Raw genomic sequence first — 16,723 nt, forward strand, 5'->3', positions numbered from 1 at the left:
CGCGCTCAGACCGCTAACGGGGGTGCGGCCATGAAGCATGACGGGGTTTCTGCATCCGCGGTTGGCCAGGGGGTCTACCACGACGAGCGGCTGGACGCGCTGCTCAGCATTACCGGCCGCATGGACGGTTATCTCTACCGTTGCCGCAACGATGCGTCCTACACCATGCTCTATATCAGCGACGGCATCTTCACCGTCAGCGGTTATCGGCCGAGCGATTTCATCCACAACGCGGTGCGCGACTACGTCTCGGCCATCCATCCGGATGATCTTGCCGCCGTCTATGCCGCCGTCGATACCGCGCTCGAGGCGCGCTGCAACTGGAACGTCGACTACCGCATCGTGCCTCAGGTCGGCGAGCCGCTCTGGGTCCGCGAGATCGGCGGCGGCGTCTGGGACGAGGCCGGCGAACTGGAATTCCTGGAAGGCTTCGTCGTCGACATCAGCGACCGCAAGGTCGTCGAGGATCTCAACGCCGAGCTGCTTTTGGAGCTGAAGGCCGCCAATGAGGAGCTCTCCGCGCAAAAGCGCGAGATCGAGCTGGCCAAGCAGCAGAGCGACCATTCGGCCAACCACGACGCGTTGACCGACCTGCCCAACCGGCGCGCCTTCCACAACGAGCTGAAATCGGTGATCGACCGTTGCGCCGGCTCCGGCGACGCGGCGGGCCTTCTGTTCATCGATCTCGACCGCTTCAAGGAGGTCAACGACACGCTCGGCCACGAGGCCGGCGATGCGTTGCTGCAGCGCGTGTCGGACAAGCTTCGCGCCATCCTGCGCAGCGCTGATTTCGTCGCGCGCCTTGGCGGCGACGAGTTCGCTTTCCTGTTTTCGGGGAACGCGGAGCAGGCTAGGGAGAAGGCCGTGCGCGTGGCGGAGCGCGTGCTTGAGCGGCTGCGCATCAAGGTTCCCGCTCCGGGTGGCGACATCCATGTCGGCTGCACTGTCGGCGTTGCGATCTATCCGACGGAGGCTGCCGATCCGGACGCGCTGGTCGCGCTGGCCGACCGGCTCATGTACATCGGCAAGAAAAACGGTCGCGACCGGCTGGTCACCACCGACGCTTTGGGGTCCGAAGCCGGCGAGCTTCGCCAGTCCGCCTGAACGAAGCGCTCATCGCGACGACACAGCAACGCCCGGTGCTCGAATGAAAAAGGCCCGCAGCGTGCGCTGCGGGGCTTTTTTGTCGAGATCGATCAATCAGAACGAGCGCTGGAAGCGGAGGATACCGCCGAGGCTGCTCTTCTTGTTGGCCTTGGTGAAGTTGCCGTAGATGGAGTCGTCCCCGAAGTTGCCGTAGTGATTCCAGTCGACTTCGGTCGTGATCGTGAAGCCCGGGACGATGGTGTAGGCGATGTTCGCCGCAACAGCGTAGTTCTTGTCGTCGTCAGCCGAAACCTGAGCGTTGAACGAGGTCTTGGCGTTGAACTTGTAAGTGCCGCCACCCCAGATTGCCCAGTTGCCGCCCCAAGGCTTGTAGAAGCCGCGACCATGAGCATCGATGGTGTTACCGGCATCGTCACGCAGGTTGTCGTCGGTGCCATAGCCGCCCATGACGAACAGCGTCAGATCCTTGCCGACATTGACATCCAGGCGAACTTTGCCGGCCACTTCCTCGTAGTTGCTGTCATAGGCGACGACGCCGGTGAGCGCGCCCCAGTCGCCCTTGTACTTCAAGCCGCCGACGACGTGCGGGACATAGCTGTCGATCGTGCCAGTCGCACCGGAGCCTTCTTCGAGCGAGACAAAACCGGTGAAGCCGCTGCCGGCGTCGAAGTAATAGCTGACAACGTTCGTGTCCTTGATGCCGTACGGGATGATCGTGTCCTGGATGACGTTACCGGCATAACCGATGAACTGGTCATAGGGTGTTTCGTCCTTACCGACACGCAGTCCGCCGAGCTGGATCCAGGCGAAGTTCAGCGTGACGCCCCTGTCGAAGGCCTGATCGCTGGTTGCGGTGTTGCCGAAGTTCCATTTGGTCTCGGTGTAGGTTTTCAAGGTGCCGAGCTCGGTTTCCTGGCCGGTCCAGGTCTTCAACGTGAAACGGGCGTTCTTTTTCCAGGTGTCCTGGTCGTCGCCGTCCTTGCGGTCCCTGGCCTTCGCGCCGTCGAACGAGCCGACGTCGCCGCCGCCGATGTCGTAACGGACATAGCCGCCGATGCGCAGGCAGGTTTCGGTGCCGGGGATGTAGAAATAGCCGGCGCCGTAGACATCGCAGATCTTGACGTATTCGGCCGGTTCCGGCTCGGCGACGACGACCGCGTCGGCGGCGCGCGCGCCCGAGACCGCGACCAAGGCCGCGGCGGAGCCGAGAAGAAGGCTCTTGATGTTCATTTTCTTGAATCTCCAGTCAAAGGTTCAAAATCAGGTCGGACATGGCTCCAAGGCCTGCCGATACACCCCATATTGAAAGCCGCGCATCGCGCCGCGCTCTCGCCTTCGACATGGCCTATGCCGTGGTGGTGATCAACAGAGATTGTGTCTGAAACGCAGCTTTTGGTCTCTTCGAAAAGTATTGTTGCGCAATTATCACGTCATATATTTGCCAATATGGCACAAATGGCACAAACCGTACATAATGGACGGAGATATATGAAGATATATGGCAAAGAGCGCTCTTCGAGTTCGATTATGACTGATTCGTGAAATTTATTTACCTGGCTTAGTAGTGCCAAAGGCGCGAACAGCTGGTCGTTCTCGATCGAGGTGGAAAATCAGGTCGTCGCAAATCCGCGCGCGGCAAGCACGACTTCCTGCACCATGTCTTGCTTGAGCATCTCGATCGGAACGCGGCCGCCAAGTTCCGGCGCGGCGCGGGTCAGCCAGAACCAGGCAAGCCTCGGATTGACGATCTCCGACCGCACCTCTCTGATACCTGCCGCCGGCCTGCCATCGACGAACTGGGCCAGCGGGAAGACATGCTTGCGGCCGCCCTTGCGCAGCGCAATGACCTCGCTGCGCCGCTGCCAGCGATGCAGCGTCGAGCGCGGGATGCGAAACTTCTCCTCCAGATAGGTCGACCCGGCGACTTCGCCCGCCCAGTCCTCGATCAGCATCGACTGAAGCATCCGCTCCCCGGGTTGGGGGGATGCGGCCTTGTCTGCATCGGCTGCAGGAGCTGGCTCGTCAACCGCGGCTGGATTGCGAGGCGCCGTGGCTCGGCGCGCGGCCTTGTCCACCATCGACTGGACGAATTCGGTAGCGAATGCGGTCCATTCGCCTCTGACGGTATCGATGGCGAGCAGCTGTGTCTGCGAAAGGAAAGTCAAGGCGGCGGCGATGCTGCCGGCAACGGCGCCGGCCGAAGCCAATGCCTGCGGATCCAGGGCTATGCCGTGCTGGACCAGCGCCTGCTGCACCGCCTCGGCCATGAGGCCTGCCAGGGCCTCCTGCGAGATTCCGTCCGTCGGGGTCTGAAATCTGGTCATGCATCTGTCTTGCTGGCCACGCGCTCTCCTCCCAGGCTGCGGCCGGTTGTTGAATGGCTACAACGGAAAGCGGAAAGCGCGGTAACGACAGGCGCAGCGACCTGACCGGTTGCTGTCTTGCATTTGGACACCCCAACTGTCTGCGGGGCGCCTCGAAATGTCAGTCGCGAGACGCCTCACTGTGCATGTAGGAGGCCTCTGTGACGGGCGCACGACAGAGACGTCGTTTGACGCCTCGCCAGAGGTGACGCAGCGGGACTACAGCAGCCCGGCCAGTTGGGCCGCGCTGCGCAAGTTCTGCCGCGGTCGGGGCCCGAGTTGCTGGATCACCAGCCCGGCAGCGAGCGAGCCGAGATCGCCGCAATCCTTCAGGCTGCGCCCGGCCGTATAGCCGTAGAGGAAGCCGGCGGCGTAGAGGTCGCCGGCGCCGGTGGTGTCGACCAGTTCGCGGATCGTCGTCGCCTGGATGGTGACGGTCTCGTCGCCGCGCACGATCACCGAGCCCTTTTCGGAGCGGGTGACGGCGGCGATCTTGCAGTCCTTGCGGATAGCCTCCAGCGCTTCGTCGAAGGACTTGGTCTGGTAGAGCGATTTGATCTCGTGGCTGTTGGCAAAGACGATGTCGACGGTGCCCGAGCGCATCAGCTCAAGGAACTCGTCCCGGTAGCGGTCGACGCAGAACGAGTCCGACAGCGTCATCGACACTTCGCGTCTGGCGGCGTGCGCCAGCTTCGCCGTCTGCCGGATCGCCTCCTTGGCGCGCGGCGGATCCCACAGATAGCCCTCGAAATAGGTCACCTTGGCGCCGGATGCCTTATCGGCCTCGACGTCTTCCGGCCCGAGTTCGACGCAGGCGCCGAGATAGGTGTTCATCGAACGCTCGCCGTCGGGGGTGACGAAGATCATCGAGCGCGCCGTCGGCGGCTGGCCTTCAAGCGGCTTGGTGTCGAAGGCAACGCCCTGGGCATGGATGTCATGGGCATAGATTTCGCCGAGCGGATCGTTCGACACCTTGCCGAAGAAGGCGGCGCGGCCGCCGAAACTGGCGACGCCCGCCGCCGTGTTGCCGGCGCTGCCGCCGGAGGCCTCGATCGCCGGGCCCATGCGGCTGTAGAGCAGCTCGGCGCGCCTGGTGTCGATGAGGTTCATCGCACCCTTGATGATGCCGTTGGTCTCGAGAAAAGCGTCGTCGCACTGGGCGATGATGTCGACAATGGCATTGCCGATGCAAAGCACGTCATAATCCGGCATCAATGTCTCCGCCTTGGAATCTGCCGGCTTTCTGCCACGCCGGCCGGGCGCGGGTCTAGACCATGATCCCGAAAAGTGGAACCCGGTTTTCGGACAAGATCGTGGTCAAACAAAAATAGAGCCGCGTCCCGATGTAATCGGGACGGATCAGGTTCTCGATTTGGAAGGGTTTTGCCTAGCCGTCAAATCGAACTGGACCATGCGCACTGTCGTGATGTGCGGCTACAGTTGTGTCGTCATCGAAGCATTTCCTCCCCTCAGCGGATTAGAGGAACTTCGATCACAGCAGCTGAAGGCACTCACAGGCATGCAAGCAAAGACCGACATGACCACCGAACTGGCGCTGCTTGGCGTGCTGGCTGCTTTGTGGGGCGCGTCCTATACGTTCATCAAGATCGGTGTCGAGACGATCCCGCCGATCACCTTCATAGCAGCCAGAACCTTGATCGCCGGCGGCATCTTGCTCGCGCTGATCCGCTGGCGCGGCCTCGCCATGCCGAAGGACGGTGCAACCTGGTGGCGTTTCATGGTCCAGGCCTGCCTCAACAGCGTGGTGCCGTTCACGCTGATCGCCGCCGCCGAGCGCTCCATTGATGCCGGCCTCGCCACAATCCTCAACGCGACGTCGCCGATCTTCACCTTCCTGCTGACCGCGCTCATCACCCGCCACGAGCAGGTGACCGCACGCAAGCTGTTCGGCGTCGGCGCCGGCATTGCCGGAATTTGCCTGATCGTCGGCACCCAGGCGCTTGGCGGGCTCGGCCATCAATTGTGGGCGCAGCTTGCGGTTGTCGCGGCGACCGTCTGCTATGCCGGCGCCGCCATTTTCGGCCGCGGCTTCAGGGGACTCGACCCGATGCTGCCGGCCGCCGGCTCGATGCTGTGTGGCGCGGTCATCCTCGTACCCTTGAGTATGGTCTTCGACCGCCCGTGGACGCTGTCGCCTTCAATGGCTTCCATCCTGGCCCTGCTGGCCTTGTCGGTGTTCTCGACGGCGCTGGCCTTCTGCATCTTCTTCCGCCTCATCCACACGCTGGGTTCGGTCGGCACCACGTCACAGGCCTATCTGCGCGTGCCGATCGGCGTCGGCATCGGTGTCCTGTTCCTCGGCGAAAGCCTCGGGCCGACGGCGTTCTGGGGCATGGGCTGCGTCGTCGCCGGCGTTGCGGCGATGACCATCCCCGCCCGTTCGCGCGTGCTGGCGCGCTAGTTTTCGCCCGGAATTGCCGTCCGCTTCAGCAGACTTGCGGCTGACCGGGTCTCCGCCTATGTCGGAGATATCAGTTTGTTACCGGGAAACGCCGTGATCTCCAACGCTGCCCGCGCCGCCTTCAGCCGGCTGTTCTCTCCCGAATTCCACGCGGTTTTCCTGAAGACGCTGGGCTTGACCGTGCTGGCGCTCGTGGCCGTCTGGTTTGCTCTCACCGGGCTTGTCGATTGGCTGGCCCTGCCATGGATTCACTCCCTTTTACCCGGCCTGCCGTCCTGGGCCGGATGGCTGAGCGGCATCATCGCGGCCATCGCGCTTGCCTTTGGGATGGCGCTGCTGATCGCGCCGGTGACGGCAATCGTAGCTGGCCTGTTTCTCGACGATATTGCAGAAGTGGTCGAGCGCACCGACTTTCCTGGCGACCCGGCCGGCAGGGCCATGCCGGCGCTGCGCTCGCTGGTGCTGTCGGTGAAGTTCCTCGGCGTCGTCATCCTGGGCAACATCGTCGCCCTGCTGCTTCTGCTGGTGCCGGGCATCAACATCGCCGCCTTCTTCATCGTCAACGGCTATCTGCTGGGCCGCGAATTCTTCGAATTCGCCGCCATGCGCTTTCGCCCGGAGGACGAGGCGAGGGCGTTGCGCAGGAAATATGCCGGCACTGTTTTCCTGGCCGGACTGCTCATCGCCGCCTTCCTCGCCGTACCGCTGCTCAACCTTCTGACGCCGCTCTTCGCCGCCGCCATGATGGTCCATCTGCACAAGGCGATCGGCGCGCGGGAGAGCGCCAGGCGATAGGCCTTTCAACGCAGAAGAAAACCGCGCCCCAATTCGTCATCCGGTTCGACCGTAAACTCGGCTCGCCCGGAATAATAGGCGCGGCCGCCGACGCGGGCGATGATCGCCTCATGCGGCCCGGCCTTGGTCGTGCGCGCCACCGCGCCGGAGAAGCGCGAGCCGGCGATGCTTTCGAAGGTCCGCTCCTGACCAAGACCGATCTTGCCCCTGGCGCACATCGCCGCCAGCCGCGCGGTGACGCCGGAGCCGGTCGGCGAACGGTCGACCTCGGCATCGGCAAAGACGCAGACATTTTTCGTCGCCTCGCCGGAAAACGCATCGCGCCCGTCGGTCAGGATGGTGCCGTACAGGAAACCGAGATCGGGATGATCGGGATGCGATAGAGGGAACTCCACTTTCAGCCGCTCGGTCAGCGTGGTTGCCGCATCGACGAAGTCGCGCACCCGGTCGCGGCCGAATTCCAGCCCGAATTGATGGCAATCGGCCAGCGCATAGAAGGCGCCGCCATAGGCAACGTCGAAACGGATATTGCCGTATCCTGCCAATTCGATTCTCTGGTCGCGGGCAAACAGGAAGGCCGGCACGCTTTCGAACGACACGGCGCCCGCCTTGCCATCCCTGACCTCGACTGAGGCGACGACCAGGCCGCATGGCGCCTCGATGTTGACGGTCGTGATTGGCTCCTGTTTCGCCACCAGGCCTTGGTCGACGGCATAACGGCCGAGCGCGATGATGGCGTGGCCGCACATCGTCGAGTAGCCCTCATTGTGCATGAACAGCACGGCGAGGTCGGCGCCGGGCAGGTCGGGCTCCACCAGCAGCGCGCCATACATGTCGTAATGGCCGCGCGGCTCGAAGATCAGCAGCTTGCGCAAATGGTCGAGATGGTCGCGCACATAGGCGCGCTTTTCCAGGATCGTACCCTTGGGGATTTCGGGATAGCCGCTGGTGATGATCCTGAGCGGCTCGCCGCCGGTGTGCATGTCGATGACGGTGAGCGTCATGCGGCATGGACCCTTAGCTTGAGGATTTGGCAAACAGCGCCTGCAGCTTGCTGAACGGCATGGCGGTGCGGGTGAAGCCGAACGTGCCGTCCTGCTGGATCTCGCGCGCCGCTGTTTCCAGCATGCCGAAGGCGAAATTGGTCAGCCACGGCCCAAGCGAGATGCGCTTGACCCCGGCCATGGCGAGGTCGGCGATGGTGAAACCAGGCAGTGCCATGACATTGACCGGCCGGCTCACCGCCGAGCAGACTTTCCGGATCGTTTCGACATCACTGAGGCCAGGCGCATAGAGCACATCGGCGCCGGCCTTCTCGAAGGCCTGCAGCCGCTTGATCGTGTCGTCGAGGTCTGGTCTGTCCCACAGGAAATTCTCGGCCCGGGCGGTGAAGACGAAATCATGCTTGAGCGCGCGCGCCGCCTCCGCCGCCGCGGCGACGCGCTCGACGGCGTGCGAAAACTCATAGATCGGCTTGTCCGGATCGCCCGTATGGTCCTCGATCGAGCAGCCGGCGAGGCCGGCGGCCTCAGCGGCGAAAATGGTCTCGCCCGCCTGCTCGGCGCTGTCGCCCTTGCCCTTCTCGAGATCGGCCGATACCGGCAGGCTGGTCGCAGCCGTCACCTCGCGGCAATGATGGATCATCGCCTCGAACGTCACCGCCCCGTCGGGCAGACCGCGCGAAAAGGCAAAACCGGCGCTGGTCGTCGCCAGCGCCTTGAAGCCGAAGGAGGCCAGAAGCTTGGTCGTGCCGACATCCCATGGATTGGGCATGACGAAGGTCGAGGCGTGCAGGTCGCGAAAGATCTTGCCCTTGTCCATGGTGCTTCCCTTCATGTGCGGAACTGTCTGCGGATTCTATCGTGCCGATTTGCACCGGGCAAACGAATGCGGTTGGCTCAGAAGCGTTTGGCGTTCTCTCCTGCCAATTTGTCCAGCGCATCGGAATCCTTGACATAGCGCGACGTCTTCTTGTCCCAATGATAGGTGACGGAAATCGCGTGAGATTCAGGCTCGGGCGACGGGTCATCGCAGCTTTCACCGTTCGGCGCGGTGGCGTCGGTGACCGTCACCTTGATCGCGGCATAAGGCTGCCCGTCGTCGATCGTCTGGAACGCCACATCCTGCGTGCGCCTGTAGGCGCAGAGGTTCTCGTCGAACGTGTAGATCATGTCGACCAGCTCGAACTTGTCATCGCGCACCATGATCAGCGGCGTGATCACATAGCCCTGGCTTGAATTGAAATGCGTGCTCATGGTGATGAGGACATCGTCGCCGGCGCCGACAGAAAGCTTGCCGGGCTCGCGGAAATAGGTGCTGCGGTCGACGGCGACATTAACCGCGTCGAGCAGTTTCGGCTTTCCGGTGACGTCGTAGAGCGCCAGCACGGCATAGCCTTCGGCGCTGTCGGGAGAGTCGCCGAGGTCGTAGAGCATCACCAGCCGGTCCTTGCCGCCGGTCCTGATGGGAAGCACGGCAGCGTTGGGCAGACTCGATGTTTCGGGCGGTGAGCCGCCGCTGTCGGGCCCCTCGATGTGGCGCATCTCGATCGGCAAGCCGCCGTGATAAAAGCCGTCTGCGTTCAACGCCAGGTCGGGAATGACCAGCTTTGCAAGGTCGAGATAGGTGACGTTCTGATGACCGGGAACGGCACTGTCCAGCTCGGGAAAGCTGACAGCCTGCGCGCTTGCCGCCACCAAAAACCATGGCAGTAGCAGGCAAGCAAGGATCAGGCGAAGCAAATTGGAAGTCATGAAGTGGCGCCCCTCGAGGCGGGCACGCTAGCACGGGCAACTGAATCGCACAGCCGGCCCACTGCGCTGAAATCAGATCAGTGGATCGGCACCAGCCCCGCCAGTGCGCGCATGTCATCGAACAGGACGCCGCCGGCATCGGCCAGGCCATCGCGGTCGGAATAGGGATCGCCATGATAGGAATAGACGCGCATTCCGGCGGCAATACCGGCCTGTGTCCCGGCGACGCTGTCTTCGATGACGATGCAGTCGGCCGGCGCAAAACCCATGGTCTTTGCCGCATGCAAGAACAGGTCCGGGAACGGCTTGCCGCGGCTGACCATGGTTGCCGAGAACATTGCATGCTCGAACAGCGGCAGCAGCCCGGTCTGGCCGAGCGTGATGTGCATCTTCGAGATGCGTGCCGACGTGGCGACGCAATAGGCGATGCCGGCAGTGCGCACCACTTCGATGAAGTCGCGGACGTATGGGATCGCCTCGACGCCATGCGCGAACAGATCGGGCAGGCCGGCATTCCAGCGATCGACGAAATCGACGCCGAGCCGGGCTTCGGTCGAAGCTTCGATCTCTTTCTGTACCGAGATCATGCTGCGGCCGGAGAAATGCTTGCGGCAATATTCGAATGTGGCGGGATAACCGGCGACAGTTAGCCACTCGGCGAGCCGCCGGTTGGCAAGGTTCTCGGTGTCGACCAGAATCCCGTCGCAGTCGAAGATGACCAGTTTTGGAAGGCCCAGCATTCAGGCGGTGCCGGTCGACCCGAATCCGCCCGCGCCGCGCGCTGTGCCGCCGGCCAGGCTGCGTTCCTCGACCGTCGCCTGTGTCACCGTGGCAAACACGATCTGGGCAATGCGCATGCCGCGCGTCACCGCGAAATCCTCGTCGCCAAGATTGACCAGCAGCACCTTGACCTCGCCGCGATAGTCGCTGTCGACCGTGCCTGGTGAATTGAGGACGGTCAGCCCGTGCTTGAAGGCAAGGCCGGAACGCGGCCGCACCTGGCCTTCCATCCCCTCGGGGATCTCCAGGATCAGCCCGGTTGGCACCAGGGCGCGCTTGCCCGGAAGGATCAGCAGCGGCCGGTCGTCCGGGACCGCGGCGCGCAAATCCATGCCGGCGGCACCGGTGCTTTCATAGGCGGGGAGGGGAAGTCCTTCACCATGCGGCAACCGAACGAAGCCGACAGTGGGACCAATGACGGAGGAGGTGTGGAGGGCTGCGCGCATAAAATCGATCCTATCGGCGCGAACCGCGATTCGGTCAACTCGCCCGCCACGCTATCAACGGCTTTCTTTGCGGCGTCACGATGACCTAGCGCAGTTCCACGGGCACGACCGTCGTCTCCTTGATCTCTTCCATGACGAATGAAGCCGAAACATCGGACAGCGCCACCTTGGCGATCAGCCGCTGGTAGAGCCGGTCATAGGCCTTCACATCGGCGACGCGGGCGCGCAGCACATAGTCGAGATCGCCGGACATACGGTAGACCCCGGTAATCTCTGAGAAACCGGTCACCGCCGCCCGGAATTTCTGCAGCCAGTCCGGATCGTGGTTGGAGGTGCGGATCAGGATGAACACCGAAAGCCCGAGCCCGAGCTTGTCGGCATCGACCAGCGCCACCCGGCCGGTGATGACGCCGTCCTCCTCCAGCCGCTTGACGCGCCGCCAGCAGGCGTTGCGCGACAGCGACACTTTTTCCGAGAGCTGGTCGACCGACAGCGTGCCGTCGCGTTGCAGCTCGGCCAGCAATCTTCGGTCTATTTCATCGAATTCAAGCGCCATGTTGGGATGAATGTCCCGAACTACACCGTTAGGCAAGGACAAATTGAGACCGATGAACCTTTCCCCTATGGCAAGATACCCAGCATCGGGGCTTATCCCGGCTGGAGGGATCACCATGACGACGCTGTTTTCGAAGCTTTTCACCTCGCACCCGGCCAAGGTCGGCGAAACCTATTTCAGCCACATGGCTTTTGCCGCCTGGTTCTCCTCGCGCCTCCTGATGGCTGCCGGAGCTGCGCTTGTTCACGCTTTCTTGCCATTTCTCTTCGAGACTACGGCAAGCCGAATCGTTCGCGAACTCTATAAACGGACGCACAACAGAGGCTCACACGCGGTCAAAGAGCCCCAGGCTCTCTTGGATCGCGCCTAGGAACGGTCAAAAGCGATGTGCCGATGGGCGGCCTATCTTGGTGAAGCAGTCTTCCTCGAAGACATCGTCACCGCGCCCTGTCATTCGCTGATCGCCCAGAGCCATTGCGCCCAGGAAGCCAAGTCGCCGACCAATGGCGATGGTTTCGGCCTCGCCTGGTATGGCGACCGGCCCGAGCCCGGCCTTTACCGTGACATCCTGCCGGCCTGGTCGGATCCCAATCTGAAAAGCCTGTGTCGGCAGATCAAATCCGGCCTGTTCCTCGCCCATGTCAGGGCGTCGACCGGCGGCGCCACCAGCCGCATGAACTGCCATCCCTTCATCTCCGGCAACTGGTCGTTTATGCACAACGGCCAGATCGGCGGCTTCGAGAAAATCCGTCGCGCGCTGGAAAATTCGCTTTCCGACGCCGTCTTCGACCAACGCGAAGGCACCACCGATTCCGAACTGTTTTTCCTGCTGATGATCGACGAGGGTCTCACCAGTGACCCGCAAGGTGCCGTGTCGCGCGCCACCGCCCGCGTCATCGAGGCTTCACGCCGCGCCGGCCTTGAGCCGACCCTGAAACTCACTGCCGCCTTTTCCGATGGGCTGGCGCTGTATGCCGTGCGCTACGCGAGCGACGTCCACGCGCCGACGCTCTACACCTCGGTCCGCAATGGCGGCCGCTGCATCGTGTCGGAGCCCTTCGACCGCGAAGGCGGCGACTGGCAAGCGATCCCGCCGGCGAGTTTCGTCACCATTACAGGTGATGGCATGGCGATTCGGCCGTTTGTTCCGGCGTCGGCAAGGTTGGCGCTGGTCGTCTAAGCCAATCTAGGCCGCATTCCTTCGCGCCCCTCGACCGAACGGCTAGCGCAATTCCGATCAAGCGCTACCTGTCCTAGAAGTGCTGAACTTGGCTTCAAGCCGTCATAACGGGACAGCTGCCGGAGCATTCGTCATGGGCCTCGTCTTCTCCTCGACCACCGACCTCGCCGCCGCAATCGCTGCGCGAAAAATATCCGCCGTTGAAGCGTTTGACGCGCATCTGGCGCAGATCGACCGGCACAACGAAGCTGTCAACGCCGTCATAAATCTCGACCGTGAAGGGGCTCGTGAGCGCGCAAAAGAGGCCGACGCGACGCAGGCGCGCGGCGACGCTCTCGGCCCGCTGCATGGCGTGCCCTTCACCTTGAAGGACATGCACGAAACGGCAGGCATGAAGACCACCGTAGGCTTTCCACCGTTCGCCGACTATGTGGCAAAAGCAGACAGCCCGGTCGTCGCCCGATTGAAGGCTGCCGGCGGCATTCTCACGGCCAAGACCAATGTCGCGACCATGCTGGGCGACTGGCAGTCGGACAATCCGCTGTTCGGCCGCACCAGCAATCCATGGAACCTCGACCGCACAGCCGGCGGCTCGAGCGGTGGCGCCGCGGCAGCGGTGGCGACGGGCATGACACCGTTCGATGTCGGCACCGACATGCAGGCTTCGATCCGGTTGCCGGCCAGCTTCTGTGGCGTCTATGGCTTAAAGCCGACCGAGCATCGTGTGTCGTTGGCCGGCGCTTTTCCCGACCCGGGCGGTGCGGCACGCAGCGTGCGACTTATGTCCTGCCTCGGCCCGCTGGCGCGCTCCGTGGACGATCTGGCGCTGATCTACAAAATCATCGCCGGCCCGGATGGCGTCGACACCGATCTCGCGCCGGTGCCAGTCGAGGCCATGCCAAAAATCAATCTCAAGACATTGCGCATCAATGTGGCGCCGTCCTTTCCCGGTTTTCCTGTGGCCCGAGACATCAGCGCTGCCGTCGACGCTCTGGCGAAGCGAATTCAGGCGGCGGGTGCGACCGTCGAGCCGGCAAAACTACCTGAGATCGATCTGCTCAACGATCTGGAGCAGGGCGGCGCGCTGATCGGCATGATGCTGGAGGCCGCGCAACCCGAACCGCCTGAACAGCCGACTCCGGTCGCGCGCTGGTTCGACGTGCTCGCCCGCCGTGACAGGTCCATCCTCGCCTGGGACAGGTTCTTCGAAAATTGCGATGCGTTGCTGTGCCCGGTCGCCATGACCACGGCCTTCCCGCATTGCGAACCCGGCACATCGATCAAGGTCGACGGCAAGGAGCAAAGCTACTGGATGCTCCCGGCCTATGGCGCGGCCTTCAATTACTCAGGCCATCCGGCCCTTTCGCTGCCTTGCGGGCAGGACCGCGACGGCCTGCTCATTGGCCTGCAGCTGGTCGGCGCGCGCTGGTCGGAAGCGCGGCTGCTCGGTATCGCCAGAGCAATCGAACCGCTCACCGGTGGCTTTCGCCGGCCGCCGGGCTATTGAGCGAAACGCTCCATACCATAGGGCGCCAGCAGCGGGTCGCGCTCGCCATCGAGGATTTCGCGTGTGGCGAAAAGTCCAACCGCCGGCGCCAGCGTGATGCCCGAATGCATGACCGCAACGTAAAGGCCATCCATGCCCTCGGCGTGGCTGACGATCGGAAAGCCATCGGTCGGCGTCGGCCGGTAGCCGACCGTGTGGAAATCAAGCTCCAGCCCGTCGCCACCACGCAAGGCTGCCTTCGCTGCCGCAAACAGTTCGCGCGCTGTTGCGTCAGGGTTGTCGCCCGGATCGCCGCCGGCGAAATCCGAGCCGGCGATGATGCGGCCCTCGGCGGTCTGGCGCATATGCAGCTTTTCGGCATGCACCAGCCCGTTGAGCAGTTTTTTGTATGGCCGCGAGTGGACAATCAGGCCGGGCGGCGTCTCGATCGGCAGTTTGATGCCGGCGGTGGCGGCAATGGCTGGGGCGCCGGTGCCGGCCGCGATCACCACTTCGTCGGCGACAATCGTCTCGCCCGAAACAACCACGCCGGTCACCTTGCCGTTGACTAGAGCGAGCCTGTCGACTGTGCCCGCAACCACCCTCGCGCCGTGCCGTTCAGCATCGGCCAGCAGCGCCTTGGCCGCCGTAACCGGCTCGGCCACGCCTTCCTCAGCGACATAGACAGCGAATTCAGGCGGCTCGACCAGATTGGGCTCGATTTGCGCCGCCCGTTCGCGGCCCACGCGTTCGATGCCGTAACCCCATGAGGAGTGCTCGGTGGCATAGGCTTCAAGCCTGCCGGCAGGCAGATCCCAACACAGCCCGCCGCACCAGGCGAGCGGCAGGCCGGGCAACTCGTTTGCCAGCCGTTTCCACTCGGCCATGGCGCGGGTTCGCAGCCGGAAATACACCTCGGGATTGCCCCAACTGGCATTGATCCAGGCAAAGGAATTGGGTGTGGCGACCCCACCTGCGCCGCTCTCGGAGATCACCGTCACCTGCGCGCCCGCCTTAGTCAGGTGCCAGGCAATGGACGCGCCAATAATGCCGGCGCCGATGACGATGACTTGTTTCGGATTGCTCATGCCGGTCCTCTTCAAACTGGCATCCGTGATGCCATTGCGGCGGCTCAAGCTCAAGTGCGCTCAGGGTCCACCGGCCCGAAACTGTCGACAGGCCGGGAAAGCGCTGCTAGAAGCCCGCGCCACAGACAGGATTCCACAAATTGGCTGAAGACATCGAACAGGCGGTATCGCGCCGCCGCACTTTCGCGATCATCGCCCACCCCGACGCCGGCAAGACGACGCTCACCGAAAAGCTGCTGCTGTTCGGCGGCGCCATTCAGCTTGCCGGCGAGGTCAAGGCCAAGAAGGACCGCATCCAGACCCGGTCCGACTGGATGAAGATCGAGCGCGAGCGTGGCATTTCGGTCGTCACCTCGGTGATGACCTTCGAATATGAAGACAATGTCTTCAACCTGCTCGACACGCCCGGCCACGAGGATTTCGCCGACGACACCTATCGCACGCTCTCGGCTGTCGATAGCGCCGTGATGGTGATCGACGCGGCCAAGGGCATCGAGCCGCGCACGCTGAAACTGTTCGAAGTCTGCCGGCTGCGCGACATTCCGATCATCACTTTTGTCAACAAGATGGACCGCGAAAGCCGCGACCCGTTTGAGATTTTGGACGAGATCGAGCAGAAGCTGGCGCTGGATACCGCCCCCATCACCTGGCCGATCGGCCGCGGCAAGACGTTTGCCGGCACCTATCATTTGGCGCTGAATGCGGTGCGCAAGGGCGACGCGGAGAAAGACCGCACGCCGGTCAATGGTCCCGATTCCAACCGCGTCGCCGGCCTGTTGCCGGAAAACGAGCGCGAGGCCTTCATCGAGGAGCTGGAACTCGCGCGCGAAGCCTGCCGCCCGCTCGATATCGATGCATTCCGCGAAGGCCATCTGACGCCGGTCTATTTCGGCTCGGCGCTGCGCAATTATGGGGTGCGCGACCTGATCGAGGCGCTCGGCGCCTTCGGGCCGCCGCCGCGCGCGCAGGAGGCCGACACCCGCAAGGTCGAAGCGACCGAGGAGAAAATGACCTCCTTCGTCTTCAAGATTCAGGCCAACATGGATCCCAACCATCGCGACCGCATCGCTTTTGTCCGCGTCTGCTCGGGCAAACTCGAGCGCGGCATGAAGGCCAAGCTGGTGCGCACCGGCAAGCCGATGAGCCTGTCGGCGCCACAATTCTTCTTCGCCCGCACCCGCGTCACCGCCGACGAGGCCTTTGCCGGCGATGTCGTCGGCATCCCCAACCACGGCACGCTGCGCATTGGTGACACGTTGACCGAGGGTGAGGAAATTCTCTTCAGGGGCGTACCGAATTTCGCCCCGGAAATCCTGCGCCGCGTCCGCCTCGGCGATGCGATGAAGGCCAAGAAGCTCAAGGAAGCACTGCACCAGATGGCCGAGGAAGGCGTCGTGCAGCTGTTTTCGCCCGAGGATGGCTCGCCGGCAATCGTCGGTGTGGTCGGCGCCCTGCAGCTCGACGTTTTGAAGGAACGGCTGAATTTCGAATACACGCTGCCGGTCGAATTCGAGATGTCGCGCTTTTCCGTCTGCCGCTGGATTTCGGCCGACGACAAGGCCGAGACGCTTCGCTTCATCGAGGCGCATCGCGGCGATATCGCCCGCGACCTCGACAATGACCCGGTGTTCCTCGCCCAGCACGCCTTTTCCCTGAACTACGAAGCCGAGCGCTGGAAAGCTATCCGCTTCGCCACCATCAAGGACTACCAGGTTCGCGACAGAGCGGCGTAGGTTCTTCCTTCTCC

At 63.2% G+C, this 16,723-nt stretch carries 17 protein-coding genes; 7 read left to right on the forward strand and 10 right to left on the reverse strand.

Going from position 1 to position 16,723, the window contains the following annotated elements:
• Nucleotides 1–30: 30 nt before the first annotated feature.
• Entirely contained in the window at nucleotides 31–1,104 is a 1,074-nt protein-coding gene (locus AC1DXM_RS13750; RefSeq protein WP_203277755.1) for a sensor domain-containing diguanylate cyclase, read from the forward strand.
• A gap of 96 nt (nucleotides 1,105–1,200) precedes the next feature.
• Here AC1DXM_RS13750 and AC1DXM_RS13755 read toward each other — a convergent pair whose 3' ends face one another.
• From AC1DXM_RS13755 to AC1DXM_RS13765, 3 genes are all read right to left on the reverse strand, one after another.
• Nucleotides 1,201–2,337, reverse strand: coding sequence for a porin (locus AC1DXM_RS13755; protein WP_477233537.1), 1,137 nt, complete (start codon nucleotides 2,335–2,337; stop codon nucleotides 1,201–1,203).
• A gap of 380 nt (nucleotides 2,338–2,717) precedes the next feature.
• Nucleotides 2,718–3,431 carry an antitoxin Xre/MbcA/ParS-like domain-containing protein gene (locus AC1DXM_RS13760; RefSeq protein WP_477233538.1) on the reverse strand — a complete coding sequence of 238 codons (714 nt, stop codon included), beginning with the start codon at nucleotides 3,429–3,431 and terminating at the stop codon, nucleotides 2,718–2,720.
• Between the two features lie 258 nt (nucleotides 3,432–3,689).
• A complete protein-coding gene (locus AC1DXM_RS13765) occupies nucleotides 3,690–4,682 on the reverse strand; it encodes an adenosine kinase (RefSeq protein ID WP_477233539.1) in 993 nt (330 codons plus the stop codon).
• A gap of 307 nt (nucleotides 4,683–4,989) precedes the next feature.
• On the opposite strand from AC1DXM_RS13765, the gene AC1DXM_RS13770 reads away from it, so the two are divergent.
• Both AC1DXM_RS13770 and AC1DXM_RS13775 read left to right on the forward strand, forming a co-directional pair.
• Nucleotides 4,990–5,892 (forward strand): DMT family transporter, encoded by a 903-nt coding sequence (locus AC1DXM_RS13770; protein ID WP_477233540.1) that lies wholly within the window; start codon nucleotides 4,990–4,992, stop codon nucleotides 5,890–5,892.
• Nucleotides 5,893–5,985: 93 nt separating this feature from the next.
• Nucleotides 5,986–6,687 (forward strand): sulfate transporter family protein, encoded by a 702-nt coding sequence (locus AC1DXM_RS13775; RefSeq protein ID WP_477233541.1) that lies wholly within the window; start codon nucleotides 5,986–5,988, stop codon nucleotides 6,685–6,687.
• A gap of 5 nt (nucleotides 6,688–6,692) precedes the next feature.
• Here AC1DXM_RS13775 and AC1DXM_RS13780 read toward each other — a convergent pair whose 3' ends face one another.
• The 6 genes from AC1DXM_RS13780 to AC1DXM_RS13805 form a co-directional block, all read right to left on the reverse strand.
• On the reverse strand, nucleotides 6,693–7,691 hold the full coding sequence (locus AC1DXM_RS13780) for a proline racemase family protein (protein WP_477233542.1): 999 nt from the start codon (nucleotides 7,689–7,691) through the stop codon (nucleotides 6,693–6,695).
• 13 nt (nucleotides 7,692–7,704) lie between these two features.
• Nucleotides 7,705–8,508, reverse strand: a complete 804-nt coding sequence (locus tag AC1DXM_RS13785) for an isocitrate lyase/PEP mutase family protein (RefSeq protein WP_477233543.1) — start codon at nucleotides 8,506–8,508, stop codon at nucleotides 7,705–7,707.
• A gap of 77 nt (nucleotides 8,509–8,585) precedes the next feature.
• Nucleotides 8,586–9,440 carry a hypothetical protein gene (locus AC1DXM_RS13790; protein ID WP_477233544.1) on the reverse strand — a complete coding sequence of 285 codons (855 nt, stop codon included), beginning with the start codon at nucleotides 9,438–9,440 and terminating at the stop codon, nucleotides 8,586–8,588.
• Between the two features lie 77 nt (nucleotides 9,441–9,517).
• Nucleotides 9,518–10,177 carry an HAD family hydrolase gene (locus tag AC1DXM_RS13795; protein WP_477233739.1) on the reverse strand — a complete coding sequence of 220 codons (660 nt, stop codon included), beginning with the start codon at nucleotides 10,175–10,177 and terminating at the stop codon, nucleotides 9,518–9,520.
• 3 nt (nucleotides 10,178–10,180) lie between these two features.
• The gene (gene dut / locus AC1DXM_RS13800; protein ID WP_112560621.1) at nucleotides 10,181–10,666 is read right to left on the reverse strand and encodes a dUTP diphosphatase; all 486 of its coding nucleotides are present in this window, start codon (nucleotides 10,664–10,666) and stop codon (nucleotides 10,181–10,183) included.
• An 85-nt stretch (nucleotides 10,667–10,751) separates the two neighbouring features.
• A complete protein-coding gene (locus tag AC1DXM_RS13805; RefSeq protein WP_477233545.1) occupies nucleotides 10,752–11,222 on the reverse strand; it encodes an Lrp/AsnC family transcriptional regulator in 471 nt (156 codons plus the stop codon).
• 115 nt (nucleotides 11,223–11,337) lie between these two features.
• Here AC1DXM_RS13805 and AC1DXM_RS13810 point away from each other — a divergent pair, with 115 nt between their 5' ends.
• The 3 genes from AC1DXM_RS13810 (at nucleotide 11,338) to AC1DXM_RS13820 (ending at nucleotide 13,909) form a co-directional block, all read left to right on the forward strand.
• On the forward strand, nucleotides 11,338–11,592 hold the full coding sequence (locus AC1DXM_RS13810) for a DUF6356 family protein (RefSeq protein ID WP_477233546.1): 255 nt from the start codon (nucleotides 11,338–11,340) through the stop codon (nucleotides 11,590–11,592).
• 15 nt (nucleotides 11,593–11,607) lie between these two features.
• Nucleotides 11,608–12,402: a class II glutamine amidotransferase gene (locus tag AC1DXM_RS13815; RefSeq protein ID WP_477233547.1), complete on the forward strand. Its 795-nt coding sequence runs from the start codon at nucleotides 11,608–11,610 to the stop codon at nucleotides 12,400–12,402.
• 133 nt (nucleotides 12,403–12,535) lie between these two features.
• Nucleotides 12,536–13,909: an amidase gene (locus AC1DXM_RS13820; protein ID WP_477233548.1), complete on the forward strand. Its 1,374-nt coding sequence runs from the start codon at nucleotides 12,536–12,538 to the stop codon at nucleotides 13,907–13,909.
• Here the strand turns inward: AC1DXM_RS13820 and AC1DXM_RS13825 are convergent.
• Nucleotides 13,903–14,976 (reverse strand): NAD(P)/FAD-dependent oxidoreductase, encoded by a 1,074-nt coding sequence (locus AC1DXM_RS13825; RefSeq protein ID WP_477233549.1) that lies wholly within the window; start codon nucleotides 14,974–14,976, stop codon nucleotides 13,903–13,905. The two genes, AC1DXM_RS13820 and AC1DXM_RS13825, sit on opposite strands and share 7 nt — an antisense overlap.
• Nucleotides 14,977–15,116: 140 nt before the next feature.
• On the opposite strand from AC1DXM_RS13825, the gene AC1DXM_RS13830 reads away from it, so the two are divergent.
• Nucleotides 15,117–16,709, forward strand: a complete 1,593-nt coding sequence (locus tag AC1DXM_RS13830; protein ID WP_477233550.1) for a peptide chain release factor 3 — start codon at nucleotides 15,117–15,119, stop codon at nucleotides 16,707–16,709.
• The last annotated feature ends 14 nt before the right edge of the window (nucleotides 16,710–16,723 follow it).

It is taken from the genome of Mesorhizobium sp. P3_A2 (genome assembly GCF_056403115.1).

Excerpts from the sequence above, each read along its gene's own strand:
- AC1DXM_RS13750 (WP_203277755.1), top strand. The coding sequence starts at position 31 with ATGAAGCATGACGGGGTTTCTGCATCCGCGGTTGGCCAGGGGGTCTAC.
- AC1DXM_RS13755 (WP_477233537.1), bottom strand. The coding sequence starts at position 2,337 with ATGAACATCAAGAGCCTTCTTCTCGGCTCCGCCGCGGCCTTGGTCGCG.
- AC1DXM_RS13760 (WP_477233538.1), bottom strand. The coding sequence starts at position 3,431 with ATGACCAGATTTCAGACCCCGACGGACGGAATCTCGCAGGAGGCCCTG.
- AC1DXM_RS13765 (WP_477233539.1), bottom strand. The coding sequence starts at position 4,682 with ATGCCGGATTATGACGTGCTTTGCATCGGCAATGCCATTGTCGACATC.
- AC1DXM_RS13770 (WP_477233540.1), top strand. The coding sequence starts at position 4,990 with ATGCAAGCAAAGACCGACATGACCACCGAACTGGCGCTGCTTGGCGTG.
- AC1DXM_RS13780 (WP_477233542.1), bottom strand. The coding sequence starts at position 7,691 with ATGACGCTCACCGTCATCGACATGCACACCGGCGGCGAGCCGCTCAGG.
- AC1DXM_RS13785 (WP_477233543.1), bottom strand. The coding sequence starts at position 8,508 with ATGGACAAGGGCAAGATCTTTCGCGACCTGCACGCCTCGACCTTCGTC.
- AC1DXM_RS13790 (WP_477233544.1), bottom strand. The coding sequence starts at position 9,440 with ATGACTTCCAATTTGCTTCGCCTGATCCTTGCTTGCCTGCTACTGCCA.
- dut (WP_112560621.1), bottom strand. The coding sequence starts at position 10,666 with ATGCGCGCAGCCCTCCACACCTCCTCCGTCATTGGTCCCACTGTCGGC.
- AC1DXM_RS13805 (WP_477233545.1), bottom strand. The coding sequence starts at position 11,222 with ATGGCGCTTGAATTCGATGAAATAGACCGAAGATTGCTGGCCGAGCTG.
- AC1DXM_RS13810 (WP_477233546.1), top strand. The coding sequence starts at position 11,338 with ATGACGACGCTGTTTTCGAAGCTTTTCACCTCGCACCCGGCCAAGGTC.
- AC1DXM_RS13815 (WP_477233547.1), top strand. The coding sequence starts at position 11,608 with ATGTGCCGATGGGCGGCCTATCTTGGTGAAGCAGTCTTCCTCGAAGAC.
- AC1DXM_RS13820 (WP_477233548.1), top strand. The coding sequence starts at position 12,536 with ATGGGCCTCGTCTTCTCCTCGACCACCGACCTCGCCGCCGCAATCGCT.
- AC1DXM_RS13825 (WP_477233549.1), bottom strand. The coding sequence starts at position 14,976 with ATGAGCAATCCGAAACAAGTCATCGTCATCGGCGCCGGCATTATTGGC.